11 protein-coding genes are annotated in these 13,343 nt (G+C 45.5%); 6 read left to right on the top strand and 5 right to left on the bottom strand.

From position 1 onward, the window contains the following. Window positions 1-130: 130 nt before the first annotated feature. The 5 genes from DXA36_RS00195 to DXA36_RS00215 form a co-directional block, all read right to left on the bottom strand. Window positions 131-865: a hypothetical protein gene (locus DXA36_RS00195; protein ID WP_118675686.1), complete on the bottom strand. Its 735-nt coding sequence runs from the start codon at window positions 863-865 to the stop codon at window positions 131-133. Between the two features lie 53 nt (window positions 866-918). Continuing rightward, window positions 919-1,737, bottom strand: a complete 819-nt coding sequence (locus tag DXA36_RS00200) for a hypothetical protein (RefSeq protein WP_118675687.1) — start codon at window positions 1,735-1,737, stop codon at window positions 919-921. A gap of 2 nt (window positions 1,738-1,739) precedes the next feature. Next, window positions 1,740-2,219, bottom strand: a complete 480-nt coding sequence (locus DXA36_RS00205) for a hypothetical protein (RefSeq protein WP_118675688.1) — start codon at window positions 2,217-2,219, stop codon at window positions 1,740-1,742. 367 nt (window positions 2,220-2,586) lie between these two features. Further along, on the bottom strand, window positions 2,587-5,391 hold the full coding sequence (locus tag DXA36_RS00210) for a hypothetical protein (RefSeq protein ID WP_118675689.1): 2,805 nt from the start codon (window positions 5,389-5,391) through the stop codon (window positions 2,587-2,589). A gap of 125 nt (window positions 5,392-5,516) precedes the next feature. Next, window positions 5,517-5,744: a hypothetical protein gene (locus DXA36_RS00215; RefSeq protein WP_118675690.1), complete on the bottom strand. Its 228-nt coding sequence runs from the start codon at window positions 5,742-5,744 to the stop codon at window positions 5,517-5,519. A 739-nt stretch (window positions 5,745-6,483) separates the two neighbouring features. Between DXA36_RS00215 and DXA36_RS00220 the strand changes: the two genes are divergently transcribed. From DXA36_RS00220 to DXA36_RS00245, 6 genes are all read left to right on the top strand, one after another. After that, entirely contained in the window at window positions 6,484-8,691 is a 2,208-nt protein-coding gene (locus DXA36_RS00220) for a sigma-70 family RNA polymerase sigma factor (RefSeq protein WP_118675691.1), read from the top strand. A gap of 124 nt (window positions 8,692-8,815) precedes the next feature. Beyond that, complete coding sequence (locus DXA36_RS00225) at window positions 8,816-10,246, top strand: phosphotransferase (protein WP_243114528.1); 1,431 nt, start codon at window positions 8,816-8,818, stop codon at window positions 10,244-10,246. Between the two features lie 67 nt (window positions 10,247-10,313). Continuing rightward, window positions 10,314-10,886 (top strand): GNAT family N-acetyltransferase, encoded by a 573-nt coding sequence (locus DXA36_RS00230; RefSeq protein WP_182478846.1) that lies wholly within the window; start codon window positions 10,314-10,316, stop codon window positions 10,884-10,886. Then, the gene (locus DXA36_RS00235) at window positions 10,883-11,395 is read left to right on the top strand and encodes a DUF3795 domain-containing protein (RefSeq protein WP_118675693.1); all 513 of its coding nucleotides are present in this window, start codon (window positions 10,883-10,885) and stop codon (window positions 11,393-11,395) included. The genes DXA36_RS00230 and DXA36_RS00235 overlap by 4 nt, the downstream gene beginning before the upstream one ends. Before the next feature lie 58 nt (window positions 11,396-11,453). Further along, window positions 11,454-12,758, top strand: a complete 1,305-nt coding sequence (locus DXA36_RS00240; protein ID WP_118675694.1) for a type II restriction enzyme — start codon at window positions 11,454-11,456, stop codon at window positions 12,756-12,758. Window positions 12,759-12,922: 164 nt separating this feature from the next. After that, complete coding sequence (locus DXA36_RS00245) at window positions 12,923-13,342, top strand: NUDIX hydrolase (protein WP_118675695.1); 420 nt, start codon at window positions 12,923-12,925, stop codon at window positions 13,340-13,342. Window position 13,343: the final 1 nt, after the last annotated feature.

Here is a 13,343-nt window from a genome sequence, read left to right on the forward strand (position 1 = left end):
TTCACAATATGGGTACGTTGTACCGGGAAAAACCGGACAGCCGCCGCTGTCAATTCACAATATCTATAATAGATCCGATACGGATAAAAGAAGGGGGGAGCCGGACTCCCTCCCTTCTTCCCGGGGCAGATTATTCCGCTTCGTCGGAGATTTCCACGATTTCCGCAAAGTTGCCGTCCTTGTCCTCCAGAAGGTCGAAGGTCATGGTAATGCTGGCAGGATCACCGGCGGAAGACTGGGAAAGAGAGAAGTTTCTCTGAGGCTGTGCCTTGTAGAAAATCATCTTATAAGGTGTCAGTACCTCGTTGTCATCCTTTTCAACCGTGTCCATCGTGATGTAGTAAGCCTTCGGCAGCTTGCCGTTATTGATGGCAATACGCTTCACACCGCTTGCCTTTGTGGCAACATAGCCTACTTCATATTCGCTGCCTGTTTTGATCTCTGCTTCGGAAGCAGCGGTAAAGGTGTTGTCGGCAAAAGTACCTTCGATTTCTTTTCCTGCAAAATCGCCTGCATTGTATACAAATACACTGCCGGGCATAGCATTTGCGGGAACCTTCAGGCTGCCGTCCGCATCTGCTTTCACTACGGTTCTTTCCGGGTAGGCGGCATCTGTTTCAATTACGCCTCCGGAGATCAGGGAGTACAGCTCAAACGGATAAACCTGTGCTTCAATGGTAATGGTGCCTTCAATAGGGTTTGCGAAAGCGATTCTTTTTACGCCTTTTGCCGTTGCATATACGGACTCACCGGTCAGTGCCTGGGTAGTCGTATTGGCGGTTTCGAAGAAAAGTACGGGTTTTCTGTCAAGGGAACGAATATCTACATCACAAACCTGTCTGTTAGCTTTATTAATACTGGGCATAATAATCCTCCTGAATTTTTAATAGTATGGGTCCGATGGTTTTCGGACTGTTATTACGGCTTGATACAATCAAACCATTGTGTGAAATCGACCTTGTTATCCTTGTTTCCCCATGCAGCGACGGACATTTTGAGTACGTCAAAAACAGTGTTTTGCTGCATGCGTGCAAACAGGTCGTATACCTGGTAAACCGTTAAATCCCAGATGTTCAGAATATTGATGGAGCTGTGGCAGGCCGAAACCGCTGAGATAATATTGGGAAGCTCCAGTTTGGGATCGCTTTTTGCTTTTTTTTCCCTGCCTTTTTTCCTGCTATTCAGTTTTTCAATAATTTTGGCCGCCGCCTGATTTTTGGCATGGGAGGTATCCATGGTGTTCGGGGATATCGCATTCAGCTGCAGGATTACACTCTCAATTTCGGGAAGCAGCTGGGGGGAGATGATGCCGGAGGGCGTATCCGTTTCTTTTCCATAAACTACAAAAGCATGGTCCCTCGGTGAAAAAGAAAGGGGGTCACATATAAAGAAGGAGAGTGCCTGTTCCAGCTGTTCCAGGATTCGGGAATCGAAGCTGAAAATGTCCAGAGCCGCGATGCGTACTTTGTCCTGCTCCGGCATCCGGTCATATTCATCGCGGATTTTCAGGATAAGCTGCTTTTCTGTCTCCGGGTAACCGGTAAAATAGCTTTCCCCCAGATCATCCAAATTTTTATAATAAGAAGCGGTATCTAAGAGCAGCATGGACAAATACATATTATAGGTACAAAATTTTTGCGGCAGGGAATCAATTTCCCTGAGAGTGGGAGAGTGTACACTGCACAGATTCAGTTTCAGTGCAGATGGACTTATCAATTGGCTGTAATCGAGTTTCATGCTTATCCCTTCGTTTTAAAATCAGGTACGGTAAATAGCATCTGCCTGCCATAATAGCGGTTATCCAGCACGTTGCTGGTTACGGATTCCAGGCGCAGCTGTCCGATGCCAAACTGGCTGGAAGCATGCAGCTTTCGCTCAATCATATCAGCAAGGATATCGGGCCTTGTACCAAGATATCCGTCTTTTTCATACTGCATTTGGGTAAGAGGGCTGTAAGACCATACGGTGATTTTCATATCCTTTATCATACCGGTAGGGATCTGCGGAACATCCACCTCAAAACAAAGGCAGGTTTCGTTATCAGCCTGTGTGTTTATATAGAGATAAGGGAAAATCCGACTGTAGAGAAGGCTGTCTGCTTCCTCCTGCGTAAACTCCTCTTTATTGAGCAAAAGTCCGCAGATATCGGCATCTTCCGTCAACATGGACAGCAGTCTGGTTTTGTATAAACCGATATCATTAATGATGGATTTTTTCATAAGCGTTTCTGGTTTCCTTTACTAATTTTACTGACAGGTACAATTCTTTTTTTCCGGAAAAGGAGGAGCCGGCGGCAATCCTGTCAGAACGACAGCGCCGCCGCCGGCTCAGACGTGAAGAGGATAGTACGGCTGTGTAAGGGCGGCACAGCCGGAATCTATGTAAGCTTTAAAGCCGGCAATGTATGAGGACAAGATGCGATATCATAAATTCTGTGGAATCGCCTGTATTCCCGTTTCCTGCGCAGTGGGAAATGGATTGAGAGCCGGTTACTCTCTCATAATAAACACGCTAAAATGGGGGCTGGAAGCTGAAAAAAACAATAAAAATCGAACACCTGTTCCGTATTTTTGGATGCGTTATCATTCACATATCGGAAACGGAGGGGATAAAGTTGGATAAAAAAGCCTCCTTATTCTGCCTGTAAAGGGTATTCAGCATCCGTCTGCCGTATTTGGTACTGTATTTCTTTTTGCAGTGAGGATTGTTATTTTCTTCCGAGACATCCAGCGCTATTTCAATCAGACGGTTGATGGTTTTGGGATTGCCGATTTTTATCTTCCTTATAGAAGTGATGAATTCGTTTGTGACTTCATCAAATTCGGTAACAAAGTCTTCTTCGTCAAACCGGTCGTGGTTTATTTTGATAAAGCTGTCGTAATCGGATACAAGCTTTTGTATTTTGCTGATTTGTCTGTCATTGGCTTTTCCTTCCATATGGATAAGGAACTGTCTGGTCGGAACGGTATTTTCCTGACTGGAACTTTGGATTTTGTCCAGCCAGTCCTGAAGCCAGTTCATGGGACAAATCAGGTTCGGGTTGATCCGGTCATTGATTTTAGCTTTCTTTCCTTTGATTTCTTCATAGGGGATGTCTTTGCCCCTGGAGGAAACGGATATGGTTTTTACATATTTCAGAAAGGAAGGAAAATCTTTTTTCTCCTCATGAAGCGTGGGATTCATGCAGTCCAATTTCTTTATCCGTTCGATTTCCGACAGCGCATCCACCTCATACTCCCTTTTACAACCGTCAATGATTACCTGGGCCAGCACGGACAGAATGACAAAATTATCATACAGCTCCCGGTTCGGTGCGGTCCAGTAATAGGTCAGGGCAAGCTGGGCCAGATTGCTGGATTCTCCGATGCCCCGCCGGGACAGGGCGAATTTGTTATCCATCCGGGCATAGGCAAGCGGTGTTTTCTGATAGGTAATCCCGCTTTCCTTCAGCCGGTTTACAATGGTGGGGAAGGATTCATAGCACTGCCCTGCATATTTGACAAAGGTGGGGTGGTTCGTAACAAAGAAGAAATCGGAGTCATGATCCAGTCCGTTGCCTCTGTCCTGGATATCGGTGCCGATGCAGTTTACAACAATAATGTTGCTGCTGAACGGAAAATAAGCTTCCATTTCCGGGCTGTAATGGTTATGGAGGTAACAAATATTATTAGGCGAGTTATGGGGGGAACGGAAGGCGCAGAGGTATTCCCCATCCGTAAAACGGCTTGTATAGCATTGTATGGTGCCGTCCTCATGCACAAGGGTGGGATCCTTTTTCCAGTCCGCCCCGACAGAATATAAAAGAAGGGCGTAAGGGTTGCTGCAAATGGTGAGGTTGTCCCCGTTTACCATAACCTTTCCGCTTCTTATTTTATTGACATAGCTGCGGATGATCTGCCTTTTTTCATACCGGTACCATTTGCTGTCGGCAAAGGCCGGATTCCTTTGACTAAGATCGGCCATCATTTCATAATGGTTGACTTCGTTTGCATTCTTCCGGAGGAATTTTTCAAATTCCCTGTCATCGGATTTGAGCCGTTCCACATAGTCTATGCTGAATTGGGCGATTTCCTTTACATCCTCCTTCGTACAGGGAAGCGTATTCAGCATCTGATAGCTCATCTGCTGTACCTCTCCCAGCTTGCTTTCATGATCGGTCTTAACTATGCCGAAGCAGGAACCGTCGGCGTTTACCCGATCGCACCAGAAGCGGTAGGCATCCGCCGGCGTATCGCCCATCAAATCCATAAACTTGATCCATTTTACCGCATTGTGAGTAGTGATGAGCCTGATATCCTTTACATAGTGCCATTGGCCGAACATATCCTGTACGCGCCAGGTATTGTAGTCCAGGCCGTTGTCCCTGCACCAGTCCTGCATAAAGGTACGGATGGAGCATTTGAAGGCACAGGCTTTGAAAAAATGATTTCTCAGCAGAGCCATTCCGTTTACCCAATCCGGCAGGCAGGAGGCTTCAATAAGGCCCATTCCGTCCCACATGGTATTTTTTACGGCCGTTTCTTCACACGTAACCACACATTTCTTTTTCCGTACCGGCACCTTTTTATATACGTTCCGGTACACCGGATTCCCCTGTAAATCCAGTTCCCCCGCCTCTAAAGCCCGCTGTCTGGCTTTAGCTGTGCCGGCTTCGTCCAGACAGCGCCGGGTGGCTTCATAATCTTCCGCCTTCACCACATTTGCCATTGTGGTAAAAAAACTGTCCTGATCCTTCAGTATCAGAATATCCTCCACCGGGAGGGAAAAGGTGTCAAGAATGGTGCTTGTGGTCAGGGGGGCATAAGCGGAAAGCTCAACAATCTTTGCATTTTCCACGGGCATTTTTCCTCCAAGTCCCATGGTCAGCCAGTCATATGCCGCATCGTATAGCTTTTCATTCAGGAACATCACCTGACCCAGCTTTGCTTTTGCACTGTTCCGGTAAAACATCCGGTAATGGATGGTTTCTTCCTTAATAACTGTTCCCTGCTTATCCTTTGCGGGATAGGTAACCGTTACCCCGTCCCGGTAAAAAAGCTCCCTGATTTCTTCCTTGCTCTTTTTTACATATTTATATTTATTCTGCTCTGCCTTTTCCATAATCCGCCGGATATTCTCCCGGGCCGCTTCATCAGCCGCCTTATTCAACAAATCCGACAGATGTTTTCGTTCTTCTTCATAGGAACGGGAACCGAAGTCGAAATCAAGACAGATAATGTCCCTCGTACGATTCGCTTTTGATACCTTCATTCCATGTCCCTGAAGAAACTTACGGAACAGACTGTGATTTAACACGCCGGTGGTATAGTCATACCGATCCCTCACCCCCAGATTGTATCCATATAAAGAGCCTGCTTTGATATTCAGAATCTTGATTCCTGTTTCATTCATAAATGATTTTTCCTCCTTATAAAAAAGTATGTGGCTGCTATGTACCGCATCCGGCCCTGAATAACCGCACCAGGGGCCGGATGCCTGTTTATGCGTTCTTATGTTCCGCGCGGCCAATGTACCGATCAGTCGGAACGGCTGCTTTCCCGGAACATTTGCAGGGAACGGGCAATTCTGTCCGTGATATGCGGCGATGGATGCCCGGTACAAAAGTCGGAAAGACATAGGCATCCTGCATATTGTTTATGGAATTCCGCCCGTGTCGGAATATGGGTATCGGTATTTTCGGACAGGTACGTTTCCGGTCTGTTTTCTCTATATTTCTGCTGCAATTGTAATTTCATTGCGTTCATTGTTCTGCCTCCTGTTGTTCAGTTAAAGTAATATTAGTGGGAATACCTACTATTTCTCCGTTGCTGTAAAAAACGGGTGTGTCACAGAACAGGAGAAAAAAGCCGAGTCCGGTTAATGGGACAGCAAGTATAGTATGATTGGAATATAAAGGAAGAAAAAATAGCGATTCGGCAGTTCTGTACATTTACTGCGGAGACCGTAAGAGAGTGATTCAGAAGTGTGGAAATTCCGTCGCCCCAGAGACCGCAAACGGAAGTATACAGGTAATTGCGAATGTTAGGAGGTGTCGTTAAAAGATTAATAAAAACAGAACAAACGTTCGAATATTTGTTGACAAGAACATATGTTCGATATATACTCAAGCTATCAAAGGGATCCAAAAAAGACCAATCCTCAAACGGTGTTGGCGCACCTCGGATTGGTCTTTAAGCACATAATACATAAACTTTCACCCAGGAGGGCAGTAAGCTTATGAAGTACAGCAGAAGCTATACATCTGCATTATTACATAATAATTGTTGTATAGTCAAGCACTTCTGCTAAATTCCCTTTTCCCATATATTACAGCCTGTATAAAGGATGCTTTGCAAAAGCCGGATTCCGTCATTGTCCGCTGCTTTTCCTTAAGGTTACCCTGGTACTCCATCTGGATGGAGTACGGGAGTGTATTTGAAAATATGTATGATAACTATGAAAATAAGAAACCGTTACGGAGATCTTATATTTGGAGGTGAATTCATGGACAATACGCCTTTTTTAGAGGAGTACTATGCCCAAAACGCAAAGAAAATCAGGAATCTGGTAGATAAGCTTCTATATGGATTCGGAGGTGTGGCGCAGAAGGATTATGATGATTTTTATTCTCTGGCAAACGAAGTATTTGTGGAAGTGCTGCGCCGATATGATGGAAAACAAAGCTTTGGAGTCTTTCTTTACAGCTGTCTGTCCAACCGTATCAAGACGGAAATTACACGCAGAAACAGAGAAAAACGGAAAGCCGATAGAGGTACCCTTTCCCTGGATACCCCCATCGGAGAAGGAGAGACGGTGCTTGGAGATATCCTGGAATCGGATTTTAATATAGAGAGGGAAGCGGAGAACGAGGAGTCCCGTTTTCCCGGCCGGAGGCTGAGTGCCTATTTTGAGGCGTTGTCCGGGCTGCAGAGGAGAATTGTTGAATTAAAGATGGACGGGGCCGCAAAGCAGGAAATTATGGAAAGGCTCGGGATTACGGAAAACTGTTATAAAAAGAATTTGGAAGAACTGCGAAACTTTGAGAAAAGACAGCTATTATTCCGGGGACAAAAAAAACGCAGGGTGTGTAAAGGGGAGGAAAGCAATATGATCCAGATATTATCACAGACGGCCGAAAAAAGTAAGCCGAAAAACTACCAGGTATATGCAATTATCCAGAGAATGTACGATTATTCCATCCGTTTGGATCATCCCTTACAGCGGGAATCCGAGCAGTGGAGCAATGTGATGAGAGGGAATCTTATCTCCGATATTCTGCAGGACAACCCGATCCCGCCCCTTGTATTTGCGGAGCAGGTGATTGACGGTGTGGTGATTATCTGGGCCATTGACGGGAAACAGCGCTGTTCCAATGTGGAAAGCTTCCGCAGAAACGGCTTCCGGATCAGCAAAAATATAGAAAGGTATCTGATCAAATACCAGACAGCGGTGGAATCTCAGGACGGCAGTATCCTTCTGGATGATAACGGCCTTCCCCGGTACGAGGTGAAGGAGTGTGATATCAGGGGAAAATGCTACTCCGACCTGCCGGAAAAACTCCAGAGAAGCTTCAATGAATATAATTTCGAGGTCACACAATATCTCAACTGCAGCAATGAGGATATTGAATACCATATCAGAAGATATAATGCCTCAAAGCCTATGTCGGCCGCACAGAAGGGGATAACCCATCTTGGGGAGCAGTATGCCAGAATCGCAAAGGCGATTGCGGAAAAGCATTTTTTCAGGGATAAAGGAAACTACAGGGTATCTGAATTCACAAACGGGACGATGGACAGAGTGATTACCGAAAGCGTTATGGCTGTCAACTTCCCGGAAGACTGGAAGAAAAAGAATGAAGATATCTGTACCTATCTGAAGGAAAATGCAAGAATCATCCACTTCAATACCTTTGAAGATTACATAGACAGGCTCGATGAGGTGATAACCCCTGAGGTATCGGATATGTTTAATTCCAGAGACTCCTTCCTGTGGTTCGGACTATTTCACCGGTTTGCCCGCCTGGGAATGGAGGATGAACAATTTATCTGCTTTATGCAGGAATTTAAGAACAGGCTCCATAGCAGGAAGGTTTCGGGAATCTCATATGACGAACTAAATGAAAAATCTACAAAGGACAGGAATATCGTAAGCAGAAAACTTGCTTTGCTGGAAGTGCTGATGGATGAGTTCCTGCATGTTCAGAGAAAGGAAACGGTTGGAAAATTCATTATAAAAAATGACAGACTCCTTCCATTTATCGAAGAATTCAATGCCAGCGATATCGTAAAAATGATCCGGGTGCGTCCGGAAAAAGAAAAGATAAAAATTGCGGTACAATCACTTATGGTGGTTTCCGGAGAAACAAAATTTTCCGACAGGGCCGTTCAGGAATATATAAGGAGTAATTCTTACGGAGATGAGAATATAGAAGATACGCTTCTCTATCTTGCCGCATTAAATGACTGGACACTGAATGTGAATAATAATTCCAGGCTCTTTGAACAAAGTAACCTGCCCGCCCTGATAGGAGTGGTAGCCTATGCCTACAGAAATGACATGGATGATCGGATATGTGAGGAATGGCTGGAACGATTTGTGGAAAATTTCGATACCGGACATGGGATTTCAGGAGATATAAAAGAGAAACTGGCGGCCATAACCACCGATTTAAAACATTATGAAGCGTATAAAACACACAGGACGGCATAGAGGAAACTGGTTGTTTCTTTGAACTCGCAATTGTGATAAAATAATAAGCATGGCTGGTAAATAAGAGTGCGAGACAGGGTTCCCAGCAGGCTGAATCCGATCGCAGGATAAAGAGAGGGAAAAAATGGAGGCTGTTCTGCTGTTTATCGATGGGACCATATGTGATATGAGGCATCGTATACCATTCATGGGAACGGATGATTTTTACTCGGATGACAATATTGGGAAGGATATTCCCACGGAAGGAAGTGTTGCTTTTCTGCAGGAACTGGCGGAAACCTATGCGCTTGTGTATATCGGGGCCAGACCCGCATGTTATACGGATACCACTCATAGATGGTTACTGGAATCCGGTTTTCCGGATGGGGAAGTGTATCTGGGACAGGATCAGCAGGAGAGAATGCAGATTGTCAGAAACTTAAAGCATAAATACGTTTTTGCTGCCGGGATCGGCGACCGCTGGGATGATAATGAGCTTCATCTGGAACTTGGCTGCAGAAGCTTTATTTTGCAGGAATGGAAGCCCGACTGGGATACCGTAAGAAAATACGGGATAAAGCCCGAACCGAAATGCAGATATTCTCAGTTTGATGCCGAAGCAGTTCGTGAGGAGCTGCTGCGCCGTTATCAGATAGAAACGCCGGTTGTGTGCCGGTTATATGATTACGGTATGAACGATATCTACAGGATAAAAACAGAAAATAAGATCTTTTACCTGCGTATTTCTTTAGCCGGTATCCATACAAAAAAGGACTACCTGGAAGAAATACATATCATAAATACCCTGGTTAAAAAAGGGATAAGGGCGGCTGCTCCGGTGAAAACAAAAGCTTTCGACGGGCAGCAGGAAGAATTTGTATGGGAACTGCATGCCCCGGAAGGGATACGCTATGCTGTTTTGTTTACGGAAGCACCGGACAGCCCTTCGGAAGATAAAGAAAGCTGTGCCTATAACTTGGGATGCATGCTTGCCGAAATGCACATGATTTCAGACAGAGAGAGATTCCAGGTGTCGAGAAAGCCTGTGGACATGCATCAGCTGGCGGAGAAACCCCTTACGGATATCCGGCCATATCTGACGGAACGGTTACCGGATTATGCTTTTTTAAAAGAAAGCGCGGAAAAATTGGAACGGTTTATCTGGGACAGGCTGTCGGAAGATGCACCTGTTTATGGGTACTGTCATGGGGATGTGCACAGCGGTAATGTGTTTTTTGAAGGAGATATGCCCACCTTGTTTGATTTTGACTGCATGGGTTATGGGTGGAGAGCGTATGATATCTGCGTATATGCATGGAATGAGACTTTTAATGATGAGAACTTTATGGATGGCGCTATCTGGAATAAATATCTGGAAGGCTATGAGTCCGTAAGGAAGCTACGGCCGGAAGAAAAAGAAACGATCCCGGCATTTGCAGCGCTGCGGGAACTGTGGATGATGGGCCTGCATGCGGATGTTATGGACAGAAATGCCGGATGCAGTTGGTATCAGGACGATTATTTTGATTACCAGATAAAAATATTCCGGCTATGGCTGGACCGATGCGGGCTGTAAAAAAAGAAAACATGGTAATAGTTCTGGCTGATTGGAACGGTTACGAAATATCAGGGGGAATGGTGCTGTGAATACAATAAAACATAGGGGCACGGTACGGCTGGAAACCGGCCGGCTGATTCTGCGGCGGTTTACAGAGGACGATTTGGTACCGGTATTTCAGAACTGCTGGAGTGATAATGAGGTGTGGAAATGGACAAATTATAAACCCATGCATTGCATAGAGGATGTATTAACTTCGGCGAATATGTTTACAAAGAAATGGCTGGAAGCCTATGACCGGCCCAGCCGTTACAGCTGGGCGATCCAGTGTAAGGAATCCGGCGAGGTAATCGGAAGGTTATTTGGAATGCACCCGGATGATGATATCAGCCAGGTGGAGTTGGCATATGAACTGGGACGAAGATGGTGGAATCAGGGGATAATGACCGAAGCTGTAAAAGCCGGGATTGATTTTTTCTTCCGAGAAGTGGGCTTTAACCGAGTTCATGCATATCATGCGGATAAAAACCCGGCCTCCGGCAGAGTGATGCAAAAGTGCGGAATGAAATATGAGGCCACGCTGCGTCAGGCCTGTCTGTGCAACAACGGGTTATTTGATAAGGTGTGTTATTCGATTCTTACGGAGGAATATACATGAAACGGAATAAATTATTGGAAAATATAGCTCCCTGTTCCCTGATGTGCTATACCTGCGGAGGTTATGAAAAGGGAGCTATTTGCCGGCTTTCCGGAGAATTGGCCGGTTATCTGGAGGGAATGTATGAATTTTATGAAACACACGCAGACCCGGATTACCGGGAACACTTAGAACGGTTCCGGATATTTCAGGAGGAACTTTTCAAGCTGGGCGAAGCCAAATGCGGGGGCTGCCGAAGCGGCATTCATAACGGCTGCAGTATCCGCAGCTGTTTCCTTTTGGAATGTGTGCAGACACACAGTGTGGATTTCTGCGGGGAATGCCCTGAATTTCCCTGTGATAAAGTACATAGCGTATTTGAGGAAGAGGTTTATGTACAGTGGCTGGAAGGAAACGAGAAGATAAGGGAGTCCGGTGCGGATCAATTTTGGGAGGAACGCCGCCGTATGCCCCATTATAAAAAATACAAGGATACAAAAGAATACCAGCAGAAGCACGAAAAAAAGTGACTGTTTGTAACAGTTCGGTAAACAAAGTAAAAATAAATCTGCGAGGGGTAATATAGCCATGTCCCGGAACAAGGATAACCTGTCTGCCAACGATGCATGGAAGGCACTCATTGAAAAATACCATATATTGGAACACGTGGAAACGGAAGGCTGCTTTCCGATAAAAGCCAGCCAGATCAAGGAATTCCGGGAACCGCGGCTGATGGCCAAGTGGGACAGCACCGATGCCCTGCCGGAGGTGCTTCGCAAGAATAAGCTCAATATTCTCCCGGACAGCCGCAGCTCTTATGTAATAGGGGACTTCCTGCTTTACCAGGAGATACCGCCGCTGGATGAACCGGTTACGAAGATGGAGCATGTGGAGCTGCCGGAATATGAATCCATTGATAGTAATCATATCAGTTCGGAGGCCAATGCCATAAATGTATTAATCCTTTCCGGCATATTAAATGATTTCCTGGGATCCGGCGAAAATGTCTCTACTTTTAACGGCAGGATGGGAACGGGAAGCTTTACCTTCACGGTGGATACCTGCAGAGGGATTAAACGGCAGATAAGCGTCAATAATGCGCAGTGCGAAATTGACGGCGGATTTGAAAATGAAGACTCCGTTGTCATTATGGAAGCGAAAAATGTGGTGCACGAGGATTTCCATATAAGGCAGCTTTATTATCCCTACCGTCTGTGGAAAGACAAGGTGAAGAAGCCTGTGCGGCTGGTTTTTTCCGTATATTATAACCGGATATACCGTCTGTTTGAATACCGTTTTACATCGCCGGAGGATTATTCCTCTATTGAATTGGTAAGAACCAAGAATTATTCGCTCCAGGATACCCGGATTTCCAGGGAAGATTTACTGGAGGTAAGAAAGCGTACGATAGTCCGGACGGATGATAATATGGATCATACAAAGATCCCCTTTATCCAGGCCAATTCCATGGACCGGATTATTTCCCTTTTGGAAAATCTGTATGAAAACCCTATGACGGGGCTTCAGATTGCGGAACTGATGGATTTTGAACCCCGTCAGTCTGATTATTATTTCAATGCGGGAAGATACCTCGGCCTGTTTGAAAAGCAGGAGGATGACAGACAGAAGGTGATCTCCCTTACGCCTGCAGGCGTGCGTGTTTTCCGGCTGAATTACAAGAAACGGCAGCTGAAGCTTGTGGAACTGATTCTCGAGCATGAAATATTCGGCACTTTTTTTGATTCCATGATGCTTACTGGACAGATGCCGGATAAAAACAGGATTGCCAGTGAAATGAGAAGGCTTCATGTGTGTAACGAAGGCCAGATCGTGCGCAGGGCCGGTTCTGTTTCCGGCTGGCTGAAATGGATCAATAATCTTACAAAACTGTAAATACCAAGTCATAGGTGATCAGGAAGTGATTCTCAGGAAGGATGAGAGTTTTCTGTTTATGGGAACATCCCTCATGCGGTATGGAATCATTATGACGGGGAAACCGTGATGATCGGCATTTCCGTAAAATAGGCGGGAGCGGAACACGGAGGAAGGAAAGCAGGATGAAAAAAGCAAATCTCATTGTAGTGCTTGATAAAGAAAACAAACATGTCCTTTTATGCAGGAGAAAAAAGAATCCATACAGGGGCCTTCTTAATTTCGTGGGCGGAAAACTGGAGGAAGGAGAGGACAGCTTTACTGCCGCGTACAGGGAACTGAAGGAAGAAACAGGGATAACAGAGGAGGATATCTGTCTGACCTATCTGATGGATCTGACCTATTTTACATGGGATCTGAAGCTGGAAGTCTTTTTCGGATGGCTGAACAGGGATATGGAGCTTATAGAAGAGGAAAATGAGCTTCTTTGGTCTGACAGGGAACAGAATTATTTTGATATGGCCTGTTATGCAGGAGAAGGCAATATGGGGCATATCATGGAGCAGATCAGACAGTATGAGAAAGAGCAGGCGTTTTCCCGATAGA

Source organism: Eisenbergiella sp. OF01-20 (assembly GCF_003478085.1).
Lineage (GTDB): Bacteria > Bacillota > Clostridia > Lachnospirales > Lachnospiraceae > Eisenbergiella.